The organism is Pseudomonas sp. GXZC, from assembly GCF_026967615.1.
In the GTDB taxonomy this organism is placed as follows: Bacteria; Pseudomonadota; Gammaproteobacteria; order Pseudomonadales; family Pseudomonadaceae; genus Aquipseudomonas; species Aquipseudomonas azotoformans_A.
Window position 1 is genome coordinate 2,501,538 of sequence record NZ_CP114115.1, and the last position, 21,318, is coordinate 2,522,855.

Below are 21,318 nucleotides of genomic sequence, written 5' to 3' on the forward strand. Positions count from 1 at the left end.
AGTGGCAATCGCAGCGGATTGATCGGCGGTGCCACGGGCGTCCTGCACCGAGCGTTTCACCTCGGCAATGATCGGTTGCAGCTTGTCGAGGAAGCGGTTGAACCAGCCGGCCAGTTGGCCCAGCTCGTCCTGTTTGTCGTAGGCCAGGCGCCGGGTCAGGTCGCCTTCGCCGCTGGCGATGTCTTCGAGCATGCGGGCCACGCCGAGGATCGGGCGGGTCACGCTGCGGGCCATCAACCACACCAGGATCAAGCCGACCACCGCAGCCAGCAGGCCAAGGCCCAGTTCCAGTAAGGTGCCGCGGGTGTTATCGGCGTCCATCTGTGCTTTCAGCGCTTCAGCCGGGCCGACCAGGACTTTCTCCGGCACATCCAGCAACACGCCCCAGGACTTGCCGTCCGGGATTGGCGCGAACGGTGCCAGTACCTTCAGTTGGTGGTCGGTGCGCAGGCTACGGATTTGCGTGCTGCTGGCCAGGGCGCTGATCAATTGCGCACCGTTGGCGGTATCGACCTGGTCCAGGCGCTGGCTGAGCTTGCTCGCGTCCGGGCTGTAGCCGGCGAGCAAACCGGTAGGGCTGAGGATGCTGACTTGGGTCTGGCCGTCGTACAGCTTCTGGCTGGCCTGTTGGCTCACGGCCTGCAGGCTGTTGAGGTTGATGTCCACCGACAGCGAGGCGATGACTTTGCCGTTGACCATCAACGGGAACACGATGCTGGTCATCAGCACGTTTTGCCCGTTGATCCTGTAGAAATACGGCTCGATCACGCACGGCTTGAGCGTGCTGCGTGGGCAGGTGAACCAGGCGTTGGCCTTTTCACCGCTGGGGCCGACGCTTGTGTCGGACATGTCGCTTTCCGGCAACGCCATCGACTCCAGCTTGCCGGGTGTCGGCTGCGACCAGTACAGGGCGAAGCGACCTTTGTCGTTACTGCCCAGCTCGGCCTGGCCGGCGAACAGCTCATCCTTGCCGTCCAGGGCATTGGCTTCGAACACCAGGGACAGGCCGAGCAAATCCGGGTTGGCCTGCAACGCGGCCTTGACCTGGCGAGTCAGGTCTTCGCGAGTGTCGAAGGCATCGAGAAAACGCTTCTCGGCCTGCTCACGCAAGAACAGCACCTGGCGGGAAAAACCGTGACCGTATTGATAGGCGTCCATGAACTGGCGTCGAATGCCCAATGCCTGCACTTCGCCTTGGGCCTCGATGCGCGCCTGTGCGGCTTCATCCAGCATCTGCATGCTGGACGCCTTGACCTGCTGCGAACTCTGCTCCATGCGATACAACGACAGACCCACCAGCAGGGTCACGATTCCCAGCAGGCAGAGGCCGGCGAGCAGGGTGATTTTCCATTGAATGGAGAGCTGTCTAAGCGACATCGGTACATCCTTACCTGAAAACACATAGAGGCTCTATATCGGCGGTTTTGGAGTTTTCTTTATTCAAACAATCAATTTAAACCTGCTTTTGTGGAGAGGGCGTTTCTGTGGTGAGCGAGCTTCTGTGGTGAGCGAGCTTGCTCGCGCTGGGCTGCGCAGCGGCCCCAAAAAGGGCGGGAGCGCTACGCACTCCAGCGCGAGCAAGCTCGCTCACCACAGAAAGCTGCTCACTACAAAGGTCCGTTTTTTGACATGTGAACCTGCGTCCGGCAAAGTGCGCGCCCTCTAATAAGACCTCCTTCAGCCTGCACGCTGGCTGCCACCCCATGGCCGCCTGGGCGCGGGCATGCCTGTTTTTTTGTTTTTCTGCTTGAGGTAACCATGATTAACGCAGTCATTGCCGCGGTCGGCACCATGCTGGTGCTCAGTTTGTCCCGCGTGCATGTGGTCATCGCCATCATCGTCGGCGCCCTGGTGGGTGGCTTGACCGGTGGCCTGGGCATCGACGCCACGCTCAAAGCCTTCAACGGCGGCTTGGGCGGTGGTGCAACCGTGGCATTGTCCTACGCCTTGCTCGGCGCTTTCGCCGTGGCGATTGCCAAATCCGGCCTGGCCCACGCCTTGGCTGACAAGGCGCTGCTGCTGGTGGACCGCCAGGAAGCAACCGGCGGCAGCCACGTCAAATGGCTGCTGATCGGCCTGCTGTGGGTGGTGGCGATTGCCTCGCAGAATATTCTGCCGATTCACATCGCGTTCATTCCGTTGCTGGTGCCGCCGCTGCTGTACGTGCTGACCAAGCTGCAACTGGACCGCCGTTTGATCGCCTGCGTGATGACCTTCGGCCTGATCACGCCCTACATGTTCCTGCCGGTGGGCTTTGGCAATATCTTCCTCAACCAGATCCTGCTGGCCAACGTGGCCAAGAGCGGCGTGGACATCAGCCAGGTCAATGTCACCCACGCCATGAGCCTGCCGGCGCTGGGCATGGTGGTGGGCCTGCTGGTGGCGGTGTTTATCAGCTACCGCAAAAAACGCGTGTACGACCTGGAAAAAATCGAGCGCGTCGAGCAAGTGGCGGTGCAATACAACCCGCTGACCCTGCTGGTGGCCGGCCTGGCGATTGCCTCGGCGTTCATCATTCAGCTGTGGCTGGACTCGATGATCATCGGCGCCCTGGCCGGCTTCCTGATCTTCTCGGTGTCGGGCATCGTGCGCTGGCGCGACACCGACGACCTGTTCACCGAAGGCATGAAGATGATGGCGATGATCGGCTTCATCATGATCGCCTCGTCAGGCTTTGCCGAAGTACTCAAGGCCACGGGCGACGTGCGCTCGCTGGTGGAAACCTCGGCGGCGTTCATCGGCCATAACCGTGGCGTCGGCGCGTTGCTGATGTTGCTGGTGGGCCTGCTGGTGACCATGGGCATCGGTTCGTCGTTCTCCACGGTGCCGATCCTGGCCGCGATCTTTGTACCGCTGTGCGTGCAACTGGGCTTCAGCCCGGTGGCCATCGTGTGCATCGTCGGCACGGCCGGTGCGCTGGGTGATGCCGGTTCGCCCGCTTCGGACTCCACCCTCGGCCCGACTTCCGGCCTGAATGTCGACGGTCAGCATCACCATATCTGGGACACGGTGGTGCCGACGTTCCTGCACTACAACATCCCGTTGCTGGCGTTTGGCTGGCTGGCGGCGATGACGCTCTGACCGCAAAACTGTGGTGAGCGGGCTTGCCCCGCGCCGGGTGGCGAAGCCGCCCCAAATCCAGGCACCTCGGTTTTTCTGATACATCGCAGTGACTGGATTAGGGCGGCTTCGCCGCCCAGCGCGGGGCAAGCCCGCTCACCACAACAAACCCGCTCCCTACAGAAACATCCTCTGCGGCCGTTAACCTCTCCAGTCGCCACTAATAAGAGAGAGAAAAGCCATGCGTCTGAGCCTCAAGGCCAAAGTCCTGTCCCTCGCCGTAGTGCCGGTGTTGCTGTTTGCCGTGGTCATCAGCCTGACCACCGTGTGGATCCTTCAGGGGCAGGCGCGCAATGAGGTGGATGAAACCCGCCAGCGCCTGCTCAACGACGCCAAGGCCACGCTGCAAAGTTATGTCGAAGTGGCCATGACCACCGTCAAGCCGCTCTACGACGCGGCGGCCCCCGGCGATACCGCCGCCCGCGCCCAAGTGGTCAAGCTCCTGTCGAACACCAGTTACGGCAAGGACGGCTACTTCTTCGGCTACGACTCCGAGACCATCCGCCTGTTCAAGGGCAACAGCCCCGACGGCGTGGGCAAGAGCTTCAAGGACAACCGCGACCCCAATGGTGTGTACGTCAATCGCGACCTGGTCAAGGTCGGCAAGGACGGCACCCACTACCTGCAATACAGCTCGACCCAGCCGGGCCAGACCGAACTGGTGCCCAAGCTTGGCTACACCGAATACCTGCCGAAATGGGACATGGTCATCGGCACCTCGGTGAACCTGGACGGCATTGAAGCCCAGGTGGCGGTGGTCGAAGCCAAGGTGCAGAAACGCATGGAGGGCGTGCTGCTGAGCATTCTCGGCGTGGCGGTGGTGGTGCTGTTGGTGATCGCGGCCGTCGGCATGCTGCTGGCCAATACCATCCTGCGTCCGCTGCACTTGATGAAAGCCAACCTCGACGACATCGCCGCCGGCGAAGGTGACTTGACCCGCCGCCTGGCCATCACCAGTCAGGACGAGCTGGGCGACCTGGCGGGCGCGTTCAACCGGTTTGTCGACAAGATCCACGGGCTGGTGCGCCAGATCACCGAGATGACCAGCCAGCTCACCGGCCTGGTCAGCCAGGTCTCCGATCAGGCCCAGCGCTCCGAACAAGCCATGGAACGCCAGCGCCATGAGACTGATCAGGTCGCCACCGCGATCAATGAGATGTCATCCGCTGCGCAAGAAGTGGCGCGCAGTGCCCAAGGTGCCTCGGTCGCGGCCCAGCAGACCGACGCCGAAGGCCAGGCCGCCAAGCGTGTGGTAGATGGCAGCATTGCGCAGATCCATGCGTTGGTGAGCGACATCCGTAACAGCGGTGTGTCCCTCGACAGCCTGCAGCAGGACGTGTCCTCCATCGTCAGTGTGCTCAGCGTGATCCGCTCCATCGCTGAACAAACCAACTTGCTGGCGCTCAACGCCGCCATCGAAGCGGCGCGGGCAGGGGAGGCCGGGCGTGGTTTTGCGGTCGTCGCCGATGAAGTGCGCGCCCTGGCCAGTCGCACCCAGACCAGCACCCAGGAAATCCAGGGCATGATCGACCGCCTGCAAAAAGGCACCGAGGCGGCGGTGGAGGCCATGCGCCGTTCCAGCGATGCCGGCGACGGCACCTCGGCCCAGGCCAACGAAGCCGGGGCGTCTCTGGACACCATGGCCCAGTTGATCGGCACCATCAATTCGATGAACGCCCAGATTGCCAGCGCCGCCGAGGAGCAGACCGCCGTGGCCGAAGAGATCAACCGCAGCGTGCATCAGATTGCCGTGGCGGTGGACAGCGTGGCCGATGAGACCCAACTGGGCGCCCAGACGTCCCGTAGCCTGGCGGATCTGGGCCAGCGCCTGGGGCAGTTGGTCGGCCAGTTCCGCATCTGATCTTTCATAGGTAAAGCGTATGTTTGCCTAACGTTAATACGAATATACCGATCACCGCCCCTCAGTGAGACTTGAGCCCCAACCACAACAGGGGCTCATCTCATGTCACTTGTCGACCCGCTTCAGCGCCTGGCTGAACTCGATACCAACACGGTTTCCGACGCACTGGATTTCCTGCAACTGCCGGGCGCGGTGGTCGGCATCCGGCCGCTGTGGGACTGTCCCAAAGTGGTCGGCCGCGCCAGCACGGTCAAGCTGGCCCCCAAGACCGATGACGCGCCCACCGCGCACCTGATCTCCCCGGTGATCGACGCGATTACCACCGATGACCGCGTGCTGGTGATTGCCGGCGGGATCGATGGCATTTCCTGCTGGGGCGACATCATCGCCAACGCTGCGGTCGCCAAACATATCCGGGGTTCGGTGATCGACGGTTTCAGCCGTGATATCGACGGCAGCGCGTCCATTGGTTATCCAGTGTACGGCCGTGGCGTGACCATGATCAGCGCGCGTAACCGTGTGGTGCAGGTGGATTCCGGTGTCACCCTCAACGTCGGTGGTGTTGACGTCTCGGAAGATGACTTCGTGATCGCCGACCGCTGCGGCACGGTGTTTATCCCGGCTGCGGTGATCGAGCAAGTGCTCGACCTGGGCGAGCGCATCGCTGCCCGTGAAGCCGGCATGGTCGACGCCGTGCGCAGCGGCCGCTCGGTCGCCGACGTGATGCACGACAGCCAATTCGAAGCCATCCGCGTGGAGTCTGCCCGATGAACGATCAACAGTTGGTGGCCCTGTTCGAAGGGCTGGACACCCCTGGCGTCTCGGATGCCATGGACAAGCTGGGCATCCCCGGCCAATGCCTGGGCATCGCGCCGTTGGATAACTACAGTGGCACCGTCGTGGGCCCGGCGTTTACCGTGCAATACGTGCCGGCCAACACGCCACCGGGCTCGGTGGGTGACTTCATCGAGGACGTGCTGCCAGGGGATGTGGTGGTCATCGCCAACGCCGGGCGCACCGATTGCACGGTGTGGGGCGACATCATGACCCAGTACGCCGGCACGCGCGGGATAGCCGCCACGGTGATCGACGGCGTGTGCCGTGACGTCAGCAAAGCCCTGGGCGATGGCTACCCGTTGTTCACCCGCGGTCGCTACATGCGCACCGGCAAGGACCGCGTCGAGGTGCTGTCGGTGAACCAGCCGGTGGCGATCAGCGAAACCCGCGTGTGCGCCCGGGACATCGTAGTGGCCGATGCCAATGGCGTACTGGTGGTGCCCCGCGCCCGTGCCGCTGAGGTCGCGCAGGTGGCACGGCAGATCGAAGCGGTGGAATCGCAGATCCGCGCACAGATCGAGGCGGGCAAGACGCTGAAGCAGGCCCGTGAATCCCTGGGTTATCACACCTTGCAGAGGAAGGGCTCATGAATACCCTGAACAAGCGCCTGGCCCAGGCGCAACCGTCCGCCACCTACCGCATCGTCGACCGCGTCGCCGCGCGCCGGGCCGAAGGCGCAACCATCATTTCGTTGTGCGCTGGCGAGCCGGATTTCGATACGCCGGAGCACATTCGCCAGGCCGGCATCGAAGCGATCCGCAATGGCCATACGCGCTACACCCAGGTCGCTGGCGTGCGCGCCCTGCGCGAAGCGGTGGCGGAGAAATTCCGTCGCGAAAACGGCCTGGACGTGACTTGGCAAGACACCCTCGTCAGCAACGGCGGCAAGCATGTGATCTACAACGCACTCGCCGCCACCCTCAACGAAGGCGACGAAGTGATCGTGCCCGCGCCGTACTGGGTCAGTTATCCGGAAATGGTCGAGCTGTGTGGCGGCACGTCGAAGATTGTGCCGTGCAACGCCGAGGACGGCTTCAAACTGACCTCGGCCGCGCTCGACCAGGCGATCAACCCCAGCACCCGCTGGCTGATCCTCAATTCACCGTCCAACCCGACGGGCGCCGTCTACAGTCGCCCGCAATTGCAGGCGCTGGCCGACGTGTTGCTCAAGCATCCCCATGTGCTGGTGCTGGCGGATGACATCTACGAGCACCTGCTGTTCGACGGCCAGGCGTTCCACACCTTGGCCCAGGTCGAGCCGCGTTTGGCGCCTCGGGTGCTGACCATGAACGGCGTCTCCAAGGCCTACGCCATGACCGGCTGGCGCATCGGCTTCGCCACCGGCCCGCGCTGGCTGCTGGAGGCCATGGAAAAACTCCAGGGCCAGCAGACCTCGGGGGCCAGCGCGATTTCCCAGCACGCTGCCATTGCTGCCTTGAACGGGCCACAGGACTTTATCCGCCAATCAAGGGCGGTCTTCCAGAGGCGCCGCGACCTGGTCGTGTCCTTGCTCAACGCCACGCCTGGCTTGGCATGCATCAGCCCGAGCGGCGCGTTCTACGCCTTTGCCTCTTGCGCTGGCCTACTGGGGCGCACCTCGGCCGCCGGCAGGTTGCTTGAGACGGACGAGGACGTCGCCCACGCCTTGCTCGACGAAGCCAACGTGGCCGTGGTGCACGGCAGCGCCTTCGGCCTGGCGCCGTACCTGCGCATCGCCTATGCCCTGGATGACGATTCGTTGCGCCAGGCGTGCGCGGCGATCCACCGGTTCTGCGCGGCGACGCGTTAGAGGTCGCGCATCAGCAAGCCAAAGCGCAGGTCCATCTGTGCCGGGAGCGGCACATACACGGTGTGCCCGTCCCCCGGCGCGACGTCGATGGCGTCGCCTTTGGCGTTGTGCAAGGTGGCCAGGTCGAAGTGGAAGTTGCCGGCAGGGGTCATCAATTCCAGGTGATTGCCCACGGCAAAACGGTTTTTCACCTTGACCTCGGCCAGCTCGCCCCGGCGTTCGCCGGTCAGCTCGCCAACGAACTGCTGGCGCTCTGACACGGAGCTGCCGTTCTGGTAGTTCTGGTATTCATCGTGCACATGGCGGCGCAGGAAACCTTCGGTGTAGCCGCGCTGGGCCAGGGATTCAAGGTCGGTCATCAGGGTGCGGTCGAAGGCGCGACCGGCCACCGCATCATCGATGGCCTGGCGATACACCTGGGTGGTGCGCGCGCAGTAGAAGTGCGACTTGGTGCGGCCTTCGATCTTCAGTGAGTGCACACCCATCCGGGTCAGGCGCTCTACGTGCTGCACGGCGCGCAGGTCCTTGGCGTTCATGATGTAGGTGCCGTGTTCGTCTTCGAAGGCGGGCATCTGTTCATCGGGGCGGTTGGCTTCCTGAAGCAGGAACACCTGATCGGTGGGCGCGCCAATGCCCAGGGTAGGCTGATATTGCTGGACGATATCCCCCGTGGCGTTTTCCACCGCCGGGGTGGCCTGGTACTTCCAGCGACAGGCATTGGTGCAGGTGCCCTGGTTGGCGTCGCGCTTGTTCATGTAGCCCGAGAGCAGGCAACGCCCGGAATAGGCCATGCACAACGCACCGTGCACAAACACTTCCAGCTCCATGGCCGGCACCTGCTGGCGGATCTCGTCGATCTCTTCCAGCGACAACTCCCGCGACAGGATCACCCGACAGATCCCTTGCTGTTGCCAGAACTCCACGCTGGCCCAGTTCACCGTGTTGGCTTGCACCGACAGATGGATCGGCATCTGGGGGAAATGCCGGCGCACCAGCATGATCAGCCCAGGGTCGGACATGATCAGCGCGTCCGGGCCCATGGCGATCACCGGCGCCAGGTCCTTGAGGAAGGTTTTGAGCTTGGCGTTGTGCGGCGCGATGTTCACCACCACATAAAAGCGCTTGCCCAGGGCGTGGGCTTCCTGGATGCCAAGGGCCAGGTTGGCGTGATCGAACTCGTTATTGCGCACCCGCAGGCTGTAGCGTGGCTGGCCGGCGTAGACTGCATCGGCGCCGTAGGCAAAGGCGTAGCGCATGTTTTTCAGGGTGCCGGCGGGGGCGAGCAGTTCGGGGGCGAGGATCGGAGGCATGGGCACGGGTCGCAAAAGGTCGCGAAGGTAGCCGAGCGGCGAGGGCGGTTTATTGATCCAGGTCGTCCTTTGGGCTTTTTGTATCGCTGTGTATCGGAGTGGGCTGTGGATACGTATCGATTTATCCGCGCGGTTTTCCGACACAGGCGCGATACCTCAGGGGCTTTTAATTGATTCCAACGAGGCACACCGCCTCCCACCCTGAGAACCTGGAGCCAACCACCATGAACACCAAAGCCATCTACGCCGCCTGCCTGTTTGCCGCCCTGAACATCTGCACCTTGTCGGCCCGTGCCGAAGCCGCCGTTACCGCTCAGACCTACCACTACGGCACTCACCTGGACATCAAGCAAGTGTTGTCGATGAGCCAGGACTCCAAGCCCACCTGCGGCGTGGTGAATGCGCGCATGACCTACCTGGACTCCCACGACAAGACCCAGGTGCTGGATTACCTCAAGTTCGGCGACGGTTGCGTCGGTGATAACTGAGTCCTTCCAGCCATAAGGTGAACGTCATGCTACTGATCGCATTCCTGGGCGGCATCCTGACCGTCCTCAGCCCTTGTATCCTGCCGGTGGTGCCGTTTCTGTTCGCCGGCGTAGACCGGTCCCGCCGGTCGATCCTACTGACGCTCGGCGGCATGGTCCTGACCTTCGCGCTGGTGTCCAGCCTGGCGGTGGTCAGCACGGAATGGGTGATACAGGCCAATAACACCGGCCGCCACGTGGCGCTGATCGTGATGGGGCTGTTTGCGCTGTCGCTGATCTCGGCGCGGGTCGGTGGCTGGCTGGCACGCCCCTTGGTGTTGTTGGGCAACCGTATCGATCCTGACAGCCGCACGCTGTCCGGCCCGCTGAAGTCGGTGATGATCGGCGTCGCCACAGGCCTGCTGTGGGCGCCGTGCGCCGGGCCGATCCTGGGAGTGATCCTGACCAGCGCGATGCTGCAAGGTGCCAATGCGCAGACCAGCCTGTTGCTGGTGGCCTACGGCCTGGGTAGCGCGTTGTCCCTTGGCGCGCTGATTTTTGCCGGGCGTGGCCTGGTCAATCGACTCAAGGCCTCCATTCCGGTGACCGGTTGGCTGCGCCGTGGGGCCGGCGTGGCGGTACTGGCGGCGGCGGTGGTGATTTCCACTGGCGCCGACAAAACCCTGCTGGCCGGTACTTCGTCCGAAGGCGTCAGCAGCCTGGAGCAAGGCGTGCTGGAAGCCGTTCCCAAAGTGCTGGATTACGTGGTGAGCAAGGTCAAGGCCGACCCGGCGCGGGACAATGCCAAGGGTGCCATGCCGTCGCTGGCCGGCGCGGTCGAGTGGCTCAACTCACCCGAACTCACCCGCGAATCCTTGAAAGGCAAGGTGGTGCTGGTGGATTTCTGGACCTACGACTGCATCAACTGCCAGCACACGTTGCCCTACGTGAAGCAATGGGCAAAGACCTATGAGAAGGACGGCCTGGTGGTGATCGGCGTGCACACCCCGGAATACGGTTATGAGCGCATTATCGGCAACGTCAAGGACCAGGTGCGCAAGCTAGGCATCACCTATCCGGTGGCCATCGACAACAACTACGCGATCTGGCGCAACTTCGACAACCAGTACTGGCCCGCCCATTACCTGGTCGACGCCAAGGGGCAGGTGCGCTACACCCATTTTGGCGAAGGTCGTTATGACGCCCAGGAGCAGATGATCCAGACACTGTTGAAGGAGGCGAAGGGGATTCAGTGAGGCGGTCTATGCTTGTTCGATAACCGAGGGCACTCCCAGGTTTCGCTGCGGACTAAGCAACAGGGCCTACATGGGCCCGTTGCTTTTCTGACATGGACCGGACATGAATCAAACCAACCTGCAATTCAAGACCTTGCTGTTATTGCTTGCCCTGGTGACCATCGCGTTTATCTGGATACTGCTACCGTTCTATGGCGCGGTGTTCTGGGCGGTGATCCTCGGCATCATCTTTGCGCCGATGCAGCGGCGCCTGCAACAGCGCTTTGGCTGGAACCGCAACCTCACTTCCCTGGCCACATTGAGTGCTTGCCTGATCATCGCGATCCTGCCGGTGATCATCACCAGTGCCTTGTTGGTGCAGGAAGGCGCGACGCTCTACAAGAACATCGAAAGCGGCAAGCTGGACGTGGCGGGGTATATCGAGCAGTTCAAGAATGTGTTGCCGCCGTACTTCCAGCACCTGCTGGACCGCTTCGGCATGGGCAACCTGGAAGGCTTGCGCGAGAAGATCGTCAAGAGTGCGATGCAGGGCAGCCAGTTCTTTGCCACCCAGGCGTTCAGCTTCGGCCAGGGCACGTTTGATTTCCTGGTGAGCTTTTTCATCATGCTGTACCTGCTGTATTTCCTGCTGCGCGACGGCCCGGAGCTGGTGCGCAAGGTGCGCACGGCGGTGCCGTTGGCCGAGCCGCAGAAGCGCCGGTTACAACTCAAGTTCAATCGTGTGGTGCGGGCCACGGTCAAGGGCAATGTGCTGGTGGCCGTGACACAGGGTGCGCTCGGCGGGCTTATCTTCTGGTTCCTGGATATTCCCAGTGCATTGCTCTGGGCGGTACTGATGGCGTTTCTGTCGCTGTTGCCGGCGGTGGGCGCGGGGATTGTGTGGGGGCCGGTGGCCGCCTACTTCCTGTTGAGCGGCGCCATCTGGCAAGGCGTGGTGCTGGCGCTGTTTGGCGTGTTTGTGATCGGCCTGGTGGACAACGTGCTGCGTCCGATCCTGGTGGGCAAGGACACCAAGATGCCGGATTACCTGATCCTGATCTCGACCCTGGGCGGTTTATCGGTGTTTGGCTTGAACGGCTTTGTGATCGGGCCGTTGGTGGCGGCGTTGTTCATGTCCAGTTGGGCGTTGTTCGTGGAGAGCAAGCCGCGAGTCAAGTTGCCATTACCCTGAACCTCAGGCGTGGAGCCTGAAATTCGAGGCGTGTTGCAGCTGTTTCTCAGCGTCGGACAGGGATGTCAGCGGGCCGCTGATGGTTTCGCCATCGCGTACCAGGTACCAGCAGGCAAGCAGACCCAGCTTGCGCAGAGGGGCGGGAACGGCGCTGCCGATGACGGACATGATTTGAACAGTGTGCATAAGGACCTCCAATCGCTATGGTGGTCACTTTACGGGGCGGGGTGATGCAGGAAAAATCACCTGTCTCGATAGTCGACATCGACGCGAGGCGTCAGTCCACCACTTGATCGAGCATGTGCACCACTTCCTGCTCACTGAGCAGACCCTTGCGCACCAGGTTTTCCGCCAGCAGCGCGAGAAACTTGGCGCTGCGGTGGCCTTCCAGGTGCTTGAGCTCGGTGAGGGCGCTATAGACCTTGCTGGACGTACAAAGGCCAGCGGTGCGGTGCGGGTTTTGCGTGGGCATGGTCAGTCGTCCTTGTTGTTATTGGGTGGACAGGATCGATAGTGGAAGTATGTCGTGACACAAACATGACAGCGCAAGGCCTGTTCGGGCAAGTAGACATTGGTGTCGATGATGTGCGATTGCGCGCCGGGCATTGTCCCCAGAACGACCTTGACCCCCTGAATCCGGACTTTGCAGGCAAAAAAAGGCCCCGCAACGCTGCGAGGCCTGTTTTGTCAGACGATCCGATTACCAGCCGCGACCGTAGTAGCCGTGGGGAGGGCCGTAGTAACCGCGTGGTGGACCGTAATAGCCACGCGGTGGGCCGTAATACACCGGCGCCGGACGGTAATACACCTGCTGCTGCACATACACCGGTGGCGGCGGTGCGTAGTAGACCGGCGGCGGCGCGGCATACACCGGCTGCGGTTGCACATATACCGGTTGCTGCACGTAGACCTCACGTGGCTGGCTGGCAACCACGGAGCCCACGACGGCTGCGCCGACTAAAGCACCCAATACGGCCGGGCCACCCCAACCACCACCGTGGGCGGAGGCTTGGCCTGCCATCGCGAGTGCGCCAACCAGCAAGGCGATCTTGGGGATTGTACGAATCATGGTCATTCCTCGGTTAGCCCCAGCGCTTGTGGTCTGCAATCAATAGACTCAAGTAATGTCGCGGGGATACTTTTAAGACAACGTATTTCTGAAAAACAGCACAGCCGCTAGGTAAAGGTTGTGTAAGGTCTGTACCCAATTGCTTACTCAAAGGAGTTACCCATGCAGATGCACCCCAACAAGGACACCCAACTGTGCATGTCTCTGTCGGCGCGCCCCGGGAATTTCGGCCTGCGGTTTCATAACCACCTGTACGAGCAGTTGGGTCTGAACTTCTACTATAAGGCCTTCAGCAGCCAGGATTTGCCCGGCGCGATCGGTGGTATCCGCGCGCTGGGCGTCCGTGGTTGCGGGGTGTCCATGCCGTTCAAAGAGGCTGCCATTGCCTTAGTGGACGAACTCGACGATTCGGTTCAAGCCATCGACTCGCTGAACACCATCGTCAACACCGACGGGTACCTCAAGGCCTACAACACCGACTACATCGCCATCGAGCAACTGCTGAAAAAGCACGCGGTGCCGCAGGACTCGACCTTCGCCCTGCGCGGCAGCGGCGGCATGGCCAAAGCCGTGGCCAGCGCCTTGCGCGATGGTGGCTACGCCAATGGCGTGATTGTGGCGCGCAACGAAACCGCAGGCCGGGCATTGGCGCAAAACCTGGGGTATGAGTGGCTGGCTGAATTGGGTGACCTGCGCCCGCAAATGCTGATCAACGTGACGCCCATTGGCATGACCGGCGGGGCTGAGGCAGATGCGTTGGCATTCGACGCTGAAGCGGTGGATGCTGCCGAGACTGTGTTCGATGTAGTAGCGATCCCCGCCGAAACACCACTTATCCTACGTGGTCGTACCAAGGGCAAAAGGGTGATCACCGGGTTGGAAGTGATTGCCATCCAGGCCCTGGAGCAGTTCGTGCTCTACACCGGCGTGCGTCCGACCCCGGAGCAGTTTGAGAAAGCCGTGGCGTTTGCCCGTGCCTGACGCCTCACGGTACCCGAGGAGCGTAAGGCTCCCGGCCGACGCGTTGCTGGCCTTGCAGGGCATGGCGCCGGAACTGACCCTGGCAAAGTGCGGGCGGTGTTGAGTCAGTTATTGGCCTAGGTCAACAGGTCCCAGATGGTTTTGCCCCATGCTCAAGGCTTGATCTAGAGCCTTGGAGCACCCGATGAGCGCGGCATCCTATAAATTACCCCTGGGCCTGGTGGTCGCCGTGCTGGTGATGGCCGGCGTGCTGCTGTTGCCGCTGCCCGCCGACTTGCCGGTGGCCGGGCACCGCATGCTGGCGATCCTCGCGTTTGCCGTGGTGGTGTGGATCACCGAAGCGGTGTCGTACGAAGCCAGCGCGATCATGATCACGTCGCTGATGGCCTTTCTGCTCGGCACGGCGCCGTCGCTGCAAGACCCTACCCATTTGATCGGCAGCAGCCCGGCCATCAGCATGGCGCTGACCGGCTTCTCCAACCCGGCGCTGGCGCTGGTGGCGGGCGCATTGTTTATCGCCGCCGCCATGACCCACACCGGCCTGGACCGGCGTATCGCCCTGGTCACCCTGAGCCGCGTCGGCACCAGCACCCGACGCATCCTGCTGGGGGCGATTGCGGTGACTATTTTGCTCAGCCTGGTGGTGCCCAGCGCCACGGCGCGCAGTGCTTGCGTGGTGCCGATCATGATGGGCGTGATCGCTGCGTTCGGCGTGGACAAACGCTCGAACATCGCCGCCGGCATCATGATCGTGGTGGCCCAGGGCACCAGCATCTGGAATGTCGGCATCCAGACCGCCGCTGCGCAGAACCTGCTGACCGTTGGCTTCATGGACAAGATGCTTGGCCAGCGCGTGTCGTGGATCGACTGGCTGATCGCGGGGGCGCCGTGGGCGTTGATCATGTCGGCGGTGTTGCTGTTCCTGGTGCTTAAATTGCTGCCGCCGGAGACCGACAGCATTCCCGGTGGCAAGGAGGCGGTGGCGCAATCGCTGGTAGATATCGGGCCGATGACCGGGCCGCAGAAGCGCCTGTTGACGGTGTCGGTGATGTTGCTGCTGGCCTGGGCCACGGAAGGGCGTTTGCACAGTTTTGACACCACCTCGACCACGTACGCGGGGTTGGTGTTGCTGTTGCTGCCGGGTATCGGCGTGATGACCTGGAAGGATGTGCAGTCGCGGATCCCGTGGGGCACGGTGATTGTGTTCGGGGTGGGCATCAGCCTGGGCACGGCGCTGTTGACCACCCAGGCGGGGCAGTGGTTGGGGGCTGCGGTGGTGGCGCACACGGGGTTGGATCAGGTGGGGCCGCTGGGGGTGTTTGCGATTCTAGGGGCGTTTTTGATTGTGATTCATTTGGGGTTTGCCAGTGCGACGGCGTTGACCTCGGCGCTGCTGCCGATTTTGATTGCGGTGTTGCAGACGTTGCCGGGGGAGTTCAGTCGGCTGGGGATGACGATGCTGTTGGGGTTTGTGATGAGTTATGGGTTTATTCTGCCGATCAATGCGCCGCAGAATATGGTGTGTCTGGGGACTGGGACGTTTACGGCGCGGCAGTTTGCCAAGGTGGGGGTTTTGGTGACGCTGGTTGGTTATTTGTTGATGTTGGTGTTTGCGGTGACTTACTGGAGTTGGTTGGGGTGGGTTTGATTGGGTTGGGTTGAGTTGGGTGTATATCCGTTATTTGGGTGACGGCTGCTTATGGTTCCGCTCTTACAGCGGGTCACTTTTTGAAGAGCGCAAAAAGTAACCAAAAACGCTCCGCCCCAACACTCGGCACCTCGCCTAGGCTCGGTGTTCCCTCACTCCGGCTTGAATCCGTGGGCCGCCGCGATGGGCCATCCTTGGCCCAGCGCGACTAACCCGGCGTCCTGCCGGGTTACCCACGGATTCAAGCCTGCGTTCGGCCAGCGTGTTTGACGGGGCGCCTCAGATCAAAAGCAAAAGCGCGGCGGCCTAGTAGCCGACCGGTCTCTGGAAGCCGGTCTCGGTCCAAATGTGGGAGCGGGCTTGCTCGCGAAGGCGGGGTGTCAGCTATTACATCTTTGACTGATCCACCGCTTTCGCGAGCAAGCCCGCTCCCACAATTTAGATCTCAGGTAGACATCAATCTGCTCTGGCTCTGGCTCTGGCTCTGGCTCTGGCTCTGTTTTTGATTTTGATCTTAGGCGCCCCGTCAAACACGCTGGCCGGAATTCGGCAGGGATTTGGGGGGTAAACCGGCAGGGATGCCGGTTTAGCCGCCCCGCGCCATGGATGGCGCGTGGCGGCGGCCCCCCAAATCACTGTCGGATTACGGGCATACCGAGCCTAGGCGAGGTACCGAGTGTTGGGGCAAGAGCGTTTTGCTTACTTTTGCGCTCTTCAAAAGTGAGCCGCTGTAAGAGCGGAACCAATATCAGCCGTTACCGCAGCAACGGATATGTACACCACAAACCCAACCCCCACATGACAAGATGAACTCCCCTCAGGTTTACTACTCTCTGAGTATGCTTTCACCGGCTCCCCGGGTCGGCTCATCTAGGTCACGGAATGAACAAATACACCCCCCACACCTGGGAACCCCATGAGCGCCCAAGCCTCCCAGGTTCACCGTCCACCCCGCTGCACCCCACGCACAAGCGTTGGCTGTTCGCAATGGTCGGCGTGCTGGTGGCAATCACCGGGGGCCTTGGTAATGCGTTGGTCATCGCCAACCTGCAATACCTGCAAGGCGCCCTCGGCGCGACCACCGCCGAAATGGCCTGGCTGCCCGCCGCCTATGTCATGACCAACGTCTGCATGAACCTGCTGCTGGTGAAGTTCCGCCAACAGTTCGGCCTACGCGCCTTCACCGAAGTGTTCCTGGTGATGTACGCGCTGGTCACCTTCGGCCACTTGTTCGTCAACGACCTCAGCTCAGCCATCGCCGTGCGCGCAGCCCACGGGATGGTCGGCGCGGCGCTGAGTTCGCTGGGCTTGTACTACATGATCCAGGCGTTCCCAGCCAAGTGGCGCTTGAAGGCGCTGGTACTGGGCTTGGGCACCGCGCAACTGGCTTTACCCTTGGCACGCCTGTTTTCCGAAGACTTGCTGCAAATCGCCGAGTGGCGCGGCCTGTACCTGTTCGAGCTGGGCATGGCGTTGATCTGCCTGGGTTGCGTGTTCCTGCTCAAACTTCCGCCTGGCGACCGCTTCAAAACCTTTGAAAAACTCGACTTCCTCACCTTCGCCATCCTCGCCACCGGCGTCGCCTTGCTCTGCGCGGTGTTGTCCCTGGGCCGCATCGACTGGTGGCTGGAAGCGCCCTGGATCGGGATTGCCTCGGCCTGTTCCCTGGTGCTGATCATGGCCGGCCTGGCCATCGAGCATAACCGCGCCAACCCGATGTTGATGACCCGTTGGCTGGGCAGTGGCGTGATGATCCGCCTGGCGTTGGCGGTGATCCTGATTCGCATGGTGCTGTCGGAGCAGTCCACCGGCGCGGTGGGGTTCATGCAGATGTTGAACATGAGCTACCAGCAGATGCACACCCTGTACGTGGTGATGCTCGCCGGGGCGATTGCCGGGCTGGTGGTCAGTGCGTTGACTATCAACCCGGCGCACCTGTTGATGCCGCTGGTGATTTCCCTGGCGCTGATGGCCACCGGCTCGGTGATGGACAGTTTTTCCAGCAACCTCACCCGCCCACAGAACCTGTACATCAGCCAGTTCCTGCTAGGCTTCGGCGGCACGTTCTTCCTCGGCCCGACCATGGTGTTGGGCACCAAGAACGTGCTGGCCAACCCGCGTAACCTGGTGAGTTTTTCGGTGATGTTCGGGATTTGCCAGAACCTCGGCGGCCTGATTGGCGCGGCGTTGCTGGGCACGTTCCAGATCGTGCGCGAGAAGTATCACTCCAGCATGATCGTCGAACACCTGACCCTGCTCGACCCGCGTGTGGCCGCGCGGGTGCAGAGCGGCGGTTCGGCCTATGGCGGCATTGTCGCCGACCCCGAGCTGCGCAACCTGATGGGCATTCGCAGCCTGGCCACGGCGGCGACCCGTGAGGCGAACGTGATGGCCTACAACGATGTCTTCATGTTGATCGCGATCATCGCGATACTCACCATGATCTGGATCTTTATCCGCAGTCTGTGGCTGATGAGCACCACCCGAGCAGCAGCCACTCCCGTTCAACCCAGCGGCGCACCTTCATGACCGAACCTTCAACCACCACCACTACCGCCATCGCGTCCACCCCGGAAGGCAGCACGCCACCCGGCGCGGTGCCCACCGAGCTGCGCCCATTACGGGTGCGGATCATCTCGTCCCTGGGCTTTGCCGCGATTGCTATCGTCGGCGTGCTGATTGTGCTTTACGCCTGGCAATTGCCGCCGTTCAGCAGCGCGGTGGAAACCACCGAAAATGCGCTGGTGCGCGGGCAGGTCACGATCATCGGGCCGCAGCTCAGCGGCTATGTGTTCGAAGTGCCGGTGCAGGACTTCCAGCACGTGAAGGCCGGCGACCTGCTGGTGCGCCTCGACGACCGCATCTACAAGCAGCGCCTGGACCAGGCACTGGCGCAACTGGCGGTGCAGAAGGCGTCGTTGGCGAATGTGGTGCAACAGCGCAACAGCGCCGAAGCCACCATCAAGCTGCGCCAGGCCGCCTTGGTGGACAGCCAGGCGCAGGCACGCAAGAGCACCGCCGATTTGCGCCGCAATGAGGAGTTGATCAGCGATGGCTCGGTGTCCAAGCGCGAGCTGGACGTGACTCGCGCCGCCAACGCGCAGACCCTCGCCGCCGTCGCGCAAGCCCAGGCCAGCCTGGAAATCGCCCGCCAAGACCTGCAGACGGTGATCGTCAACCGTGGCTCCCTGGAGGCGGCCGTGGCCAGTGCCGAGGCGGCGGTGGAGTTGGCGCGTATCGACCTGTCCAACACCCGCATCACGGCGCCCCGCGATGGTCAGCTCGGGCAGATCGGCGTGCGGCTCGGGGCCTACGTTAACTCCGGCGCGCAGTTGATGGCACTGGTGCCGCCGCAGTTGTGGGTGATCGCCAACATGAAGGAAACCCAGATGGACAACGTGCAGGTCGGCCAGCCGGTGACCTTCACGGTGGACGCGCTGAACCACCGCAAATTCCATGGCACGGTGCAGCATATTTCCCCGGCCACCGGCTCGGAGTTCAGCCTGTTGCAGGCGGACAATGCCACCGGCAACTTCGTCAAGATCGCCCAGCGCGTGCCGGTGCGGATCATGGTGGACCCGGACCAGGCTGAGAGCGAGCGGTTGCGGCCTGGGTTGTCGGTGGTGGTCAGTATTGATACGGCGGGGCGATTAAAGAACAGCCCGCCCTGAGAGGGGCTGATAGTTGAGGGTAAAGGCCAGCTCTACTGACTGGCCTTGCTCCAACAGCTTCAGCCCAGGCCGCCCTGGCAGATGATGGGCATTCACCGGATGACTCACCGGCTCGATACAAAAGAACCCCAGCCCCGGCGGGCAGTACAGCAGGAAGTAATCACTCCCCGTGGCCTGGCACTCCAGCGTGTAGCCCAGCTCTGGCTGCTCGATCAGGCAATGGCCGTCCCAGTCGCAAAAACCGTTGTCGACCAGGCCTTCCGGCAGGCTTTTCAACGGCTGGAAATCCCAAGCGGTGGGCACCGACGCCAGCTCCGTAGGCAGCTTGGAGGCGTCGCTCATCCACACCTGCGACGCCTTGGCCTGCAACCGTGTACCCGCTGTGCGCGGCAGATAGGGATGCAATCCCAACCCATGCCACGCAGGTCTGTCCGCCAGGTGGGTCACCCGCAACGTGATGCTCAGCTCACCGTTTTCCAGGCGAAACCGCTGCTCGGCGCGATAGGCGAACGGTGTGTCGCACGTCATTTCCAGGACCACTTCATCCGTCGCTTGGCTGACTACCTGCCACGCCTGTTGCCAGGCAGAGCCGTGAATCGGTAGCGGGTCGGTCAAGCTATTGGGCGCCAGCGCCAGCCAACCGTCGGGGTTGTCGAAACCCCCTTCGGCAATCCGGTTGGACCAGGGCGCCAGGGGATAGCAGCCCAGCTTGCCTGGCAACCCGGTGCTGATCGCGTGGGCATCGCTGGGCCGCAACAACGGCTGGCCGGTGGCGCGCACCGTCCAGTTGACAATGCTGCCTCCCGTGGCTGGCGCGAGGGTGAGTTGGGTCAGGTTGTCTTGCAGTTCAATCAGCATCAGAGCACCACGCTTGGCAGCCACAACGACAGCGCCGGAATGTAGGTCACGGCCATCAGTACGAGGAACAGCACGCCATAGAACGGCAGCAGCGCCTTTACGGTTTTCTCGATGCTGACCTTGCCCACCGCCGCCCCCACGAACAGCACCGCACCCACGGGCGGCGTGATCAGGCCGATCCCGAGGTTGACCAGCATGATCATGCCAAAGTGCACCGGGTCGACGCCGATACCCAGTACCACCGGCAGCAGGATCGGCGTGAGGATCAAGATCAGCGGCGCCATGTCCATCACCGTACCGAGCAACAGCAGCATGGCGTTGATGCACATCAGGATCACATAGCGGTTGTCCGACAGGGTCAGGAACATCGTGGTGATCTTCGCCGGGATCTGCATCAGGGTCATGATGTAGCCGAAGCTGGCAGCGAAGGCGATCAGGATCATCACGATGGAAATGGTGCGCACCGTGCGATGCATCAGCTTGGGCAGCTCACTCCATTTGTAGTCGCGGTAGATGAACATGGTCACGAAGAACGCCCACAACACGGCAATCGCGGCGGATTCGGTGGCGGTGAAAATCCCCGAGAGGATGCCGCCCAGGATGATCACCATGGCCATCAGGCCCCAGAGCGCATCGGCGCAGATTTTCAGCGCCTGCTTGAGTGGGATGACTTCACCCTTGGGGTAATTGCGTTTTTTCGCGAAGATCAGGCACAACACCATCAGGCACGCGCTCATCAGCAAGCCCGGTACCACGCCGGCCATGAACAACGAGGCAATCGACACCGTACCACCGGCCGCCAGGGAGTAAAGCACCGAGTTATGGCTGGGCGGGGTCAGCAGTGCCTGCACCGAACCACTGACGGTCACCGCCGTGGCGAACTCACGCGGGTAGCCACGGCGTTCCATTTCCGGGATGAGCACCGAGCCGACCGAGGCCGTGTCCGCCACCGACGAGCCGGAGATTGCGCCGAAAAACGTCGAGGCCATGATGTTTACCAACGACAGGCCACCGCGCACGAAACCCACCAGCACGCCGGCAAACGCCACCAGCCGCCGTGACATGCCGCCCTCGGCCATGATCGCGCCGGCCAATACAAAGAACGGAATCGCCATCAGCGAAAACTTGTTCACCCCGCCGGCCACCTGGATCATCAGGGCCTGGAACGGGATGTCGATCCACCACGCGCCGATCAGTGCCGACAACCCCAGGGCATAGGCCACGGGCATGCCGATCAGGATCAAGGCGATAAAGCTGCCCAACAGAATCAATGCGTCCAT

Annotated in this window: 18 protein-coding genes and 2 pseudogenes; 13 read left to right on the forward strand and 7 right to left on the reverse strand. The window is 62.3% G+C overall.

Features of this window, described 5'->3' with window-relative positions; genetic code table 11:
- Positions 1–87 precede the first annotated feature (87 nt).
- Positions 88–1,377, reverse strand: a pseudogene (locus OZ428_RS34655) (HAMP domain-containing protein); the annotation flags it as partial.
- A gap of 384 nt (positions 1,378–1,761) precedes the next feature.
- Between OZ428_RS34655 and OZ428_RS11985 the strand changes: the two are divergent.
- The 6 genes and pseudogenes from OZ428_RS11985 (at position 1,762) to OZ428_RS12005 (ending at position 7,607) form a co-directional block, all read left to right on the forward strand.
- Positions 1,762–3,081: a Na+/H+ antiporter family protein gene (locus OZ428_RS11985; protein ID WP_269134171.1), complete on the forward strand. Its 1,320-nt coding sequence runs from the start codon at positions 1,762–1,764 to the stop codon at positions 3,079–3,081.
- A 220-nt stretch (positions 3,082–3,301) separates the two neighbouring features.
- Positions 3,302–4,123 (forward strand): annotated as a pseudogene (locus tag OZ428_RS34660) (cache domain-containing protein); the annotation flags it as partial.
- A gap of 102 nt (positions 4,124–4,225) precedes the next feature.
- Positions 4,226–4,981, forward strand: coding sequence for a methyl-accepting chemotaxis protein (locus OZ428_RS34665; protein ID WP_426127952.1), 756 nt, complete (start codon positions 4,226–4,228; stop codon positions 4,979–4,981).
- 102 nt (positions 4,982–5,083) lie between these two features.
- Positions 5,084–5,752, forward strand: coding sequence for an RraA family protein (locus tag OZ428_RS11995; RefSeq protein ID WP_269133470.1), 669 nt, complete (start codon positions 5,084–5,086; stop codon positions 5,750–5,752).
- Positions 5,749–6,408, forward strand: a complete 660-nt coding sequence (locus OZ428_RS12000) for an RraA family protein (RefSeq protein WP_269133471.1) — start codon at positions 5,749–5,751, stop codon at positions 6,406–6,408. The genes OZ428_RS11995 and OZ428_RS12000 overlap by 4 nt, the downstream gene beginning before the upstream one ends.
- Positions 6,405–7,607 (forward strand): pyridoxal phosphate-dependent aminotransferase, encoded by a 1,203-nt coding sequence (locus tag OZ428_RS12005; RefSeq protein WP_269133472.1) that lies wholly within the window; start codon positions 6,405–6,407, stop codon positions 7,605–7,607. Before OZ428_RS12000 ends, OZ428_RS12005 begins: the two co-directional genes overlap by 4 nt.
- On the opposite strand, the gene trhP is transcribed toward OZ428_RS12005, so the two are convergent.
- Positions 7,604–8,917: a prephenate-dependent tRNA uridine(34) hydroxylase TrhP gene (trhP, locus tag OZ428_RS12010; protein ID WP_269133473.1), complete on the reverse strand. Its 1,314-nt coding sequence runs from the start codon at positions 8,915–8,917 to the stop codon at positions 7,604–7,606. The two genes, OZ428_RS12005 and trhP, sit on opposite strands and share 4 nt — an antisense overlap.
- Before the next feature lie 224 nt (positions 8,918–9,141).
- On the opposite strand from trhP, the gene OZ428_RS12015 reads away from it, so the two are divergent.
- The 3 genes from OZ428_RS12015 (at position 9,142) to OZ428_RS12025 (ending at position 11,811) form a co-directional block, all read left to right on the forward strand.
- On the forward strand, positions 9,142–9,405 hold the full coding sequence (locus OZ428_RS12015) for a DUF2790 domain-containing protein (protein ID WP_269133474.1): 264 nt from the start codon (positions 9,142–9,144) through the stop codon (positions 9,403–9,405).
- 26 nt (positions 9,406–9,431) lie between these two features.
- Complete coding sequence (locus OZ428_RS12020; protein ID WP_269133475.1) at positions 9,432–10,640, forward strand: cytochrome c biogenesis protein DipZ; 1,209 nt, start codon at positions 9,432–9,434, stop codon at positions 10,638–10,640.
- Positions 10,641–10,743: 103 nt separating this feature from the next.
- A complete protein-coding gene (locus OZ428_RS12025; RefSeq protein ID WP_269133476.1) occupies positions 10,744–11,811 on the forward strand; it encodes an AI-2E family transporter in 1,068 nt (355 codons plus the stop codon).
- Between the two features lie 3 nt (positions 11,812–11,814).
- On the opposite strand, the gene OZ428_RS12030 is transcribed toward OZ428_RS12025, so the two are convergent.
- From OZ428_RS12030 to OZ428_RS12040, 3 genes are all read right to left on the reverse strand, one after another.
- Positions 11,815–11,997, reverse strand: a complete 183-nt coding sequence (locus OZ428_RS12030) for a hypothetical protein (RefSeq protein ID WP_033899763.1) — start codon at positions 11,995–11,997, stop codon at positions 11,815–11,817.
- A 91-nt stretch (positions 11,998–12,088) separates the two neighbouring features.
- The gene (locus OZ428_RS12035) at positions 12,089–12,283 is read right to left on the reverse strand and encodes a hypothetical protein (RefSeq protein ID WP_033899765.1); all 195 of its coding nucleotides are present in this window, start codon (positions 12,281–12,283) and stop codon (positions 12,089–12,091) included.
- A 228-nt stretch (positions 12,284–12,511) separates the two neighbouring features.
- Positions 12,512–12,886 carry a hypothetical protein gene (locus OZ428_RS12040; RefSeq protein WP_016980060.1) on the reverse strand — a complete coding sequence of 125 codons (375 nt, stop codon included), beginning with the start codon at positions 12,884–12,886 and terminating at the stop codon, positions 12,512–12,514.
- A gap of 156 nt (positions 12,887–13,042) precedes the next feature.
- Between OZ428_RS12040 and OZ428_RS12045 the strand changes: the two genes are divergently transcribed.
- The 4 genes from OZ428_RS12045 (at position 13,043) to OZ428_RS12060 (ending at position 19,180) form a co-directional block, all read left to right on the forward strand.
- Positions 13,043–13,861: a shikimate 5-dehydrogenase gene (locus OZ428_RS12045; RefSeq protein WP_269133477.1), complete on the forward strand. Its 819-nt coding sequence runs from the start codon at positions 13,043–13,045 to the stop codon at positions 13,859–13,861.
- A 184-nt stretch (positions 13,862–14,045) separates the two neighbouring features.
- Positions 14,046–15,509: a DASS family sodium-coupled anion symporter gene (locus tag OZ428_RS12050; protein ID WP_269133478.1), complete on the forward strand. Its 1,464-nt coding sequence runs from the start codon at positions 14,046–14,048 to the stop codon at positions 15,507–15,509.
- An 882-nt stretch (positions 15,510–16,391) separates the two neighbouring features.
- Entirely contained in the window at positions 16,392–18,038 is a 1,647-nt protein-coding gene (locus tag OZ428_RS12055) for an MFS transporter (protein ID WP_269133479.1), read from the forward strand.
- Positions 18,035–19,180 carry an HlyD family secretion protein gene (locus OZ428_RS12060; RefSeq protein WP_016979501.1) on the forward strand — a complete coding sequence of 382 codons (1,146 nt, stop codon included), beginning with the start codon at positions 18,035–18,037 and terminating at the stop codon, positions 19,178–19,180. Before OZ428_RS12055 ends, OZ428_RS12060 begins: the two co-directional genes overlap by 4 nt.
- Here the strand turns inward: OZ428_RS12060 and OZ428_RS12065 are convergent.
- Together OZ428_RS12065 and OZ428_RS12070 are read right to left on the reverse strand one after the other, a co-directional pair.
- Complete coding sequence (locus OZ428_RS12065; RefSeq protein ID WP_269133480.1) at positions 19,160–20,038, reverse strand: aldose 1-epimerase; 879 nt, start codon at positions 20,036–20,038, stop codon at positions 19,160–19,162. The genes OZ428_RS12060 and OZ428_RS12065 overlap by 21 nt on opposite strands.
- Complete coding sequence (locus OZ428_RS12070; protein ID WP_033902005.1) at positions 20,038–21,318, reverse strand: TRAP transporter large permease; 1,281 nt, start codon at positions 21,316–21,318, stop codon at positions 20,038–20,040. The genes OZ428_RS12065 and OZ428_RS12070 overlap by 1 nt, the downstream gene beginning before the upstream one ends.

Coding starts and splice junctions, on each gene's coding strand:
- OZ428_RS12060 (WP_016979501.1), top strand. CDS start 18,035: ATGACCGAACCTTCAACCACCACCACTACCGCCATCGCGTCCACCCCG.
- OZ428_RS12005 (WP_269133472.1), top strand. CDS start 6,405: ATGAATACCCTGAACAAGCGCCTGGCCCAGGCGCAACCGTCCGCCACC.
- OZ428_RS34665 (WP_426127952.1), top strand. CDS start 4,226: ATGGAACGCCAGCGCCATGAGACTGATCAGGTCGCCACCGCGATCAAT.
- trhP (WP_269133473.1), bottom strand. CDS start 8,917: ATGCCTCCGATCCTCGCCCCCGAACTGCTCGCCCCCGCCGGCACCCTG.
- OZ428_RS12030 (WP_033899763.1), bottom strand. CDS start 11,997: ATGCACACTGTTCAAATCATGTCCGTCATCGGCAGCGCCGTTCCCGCC.
- OZ428_RS12055 (WP_269133479.1), top strand. CDS start 16,392: ATGAACAAATACACCCCCCACACCTGGGAACCCCATGAGCGCCCAAGC.
- OZ428_RS12035 (WP_033899765.1), bottom strand. CDS start 12,283: ATGCCCACGCAAAACCCGCACCGCACCGCTGGCCTTTGTACGTCCAGC.
- OZ428_RS11995 (WP_269133470.1), top strand. CDS start 5,084: ATGTCACTTGTCGACCCGCTTCAGCGCCTGGCTGAACTCGATACCAAC.
- OZ428_RS12070 (WP_033902005.1), bottom strand. CDS start 21,318: ATGGACGCATTGATTCTGTTGGGCAGCTTTATCGCCTTGATCCTGATC.
- OZ428_RS12040 (WP_016980060.1), bottom strand. CDS start 12,886: ATGACCATGATTCGTACAATCCCCAAGATCGCCTTGCTGGTTGGCGCA.
- OZ428_RS12045 (WP_269133477.1), top strand. CDS start 13,043: ATGCAGATGCACCCCAACAAGGACACCCAACTGTGCATGTCTCTGTCG.
- OZ428_RS12050 (WP_269133478.1), top strand. CDS start 14,046: ATGAGCGCGGCATCCTATAAATTACCCCTGGGCCTGGTGGTCGCCGTG.
- OZ428_RS12015 (WP_269133474.1), top strand. CDS start 9,142: ATGAACACCAAAGCCATCTACGCCGCCTGCCTGTTTGCCGCCCTGAAC.
- OZ428_RS12065 (WP_269133480.1), bottom strand. CDS start 20,038: ATGCTGATTGAACTGCAAGACAACCTGACCCAACTCACCCTCGCGCCA.
- OZ428_RS12020 (WP_269133475.1), top strand. CDS start 9,432: ATGCTACTGATCGCATTCCTGGGCGGCATCCTGACCGTCCTCAGCCCT.
- OZ428_RS12025 (WP_269133476.1), top strand. CDS start 10,744: ATGAATCAAACCAACCTGCAATTCAAGACCTTGCTGTTATTGCTTGCC.
- OZ428_RS12000 (WP_269133471.1), top strand. CDS start 5,749: ATGAACGATCAACAGTTGGTGGCCCTGTTCGAAGGGCTGGACACCCCT.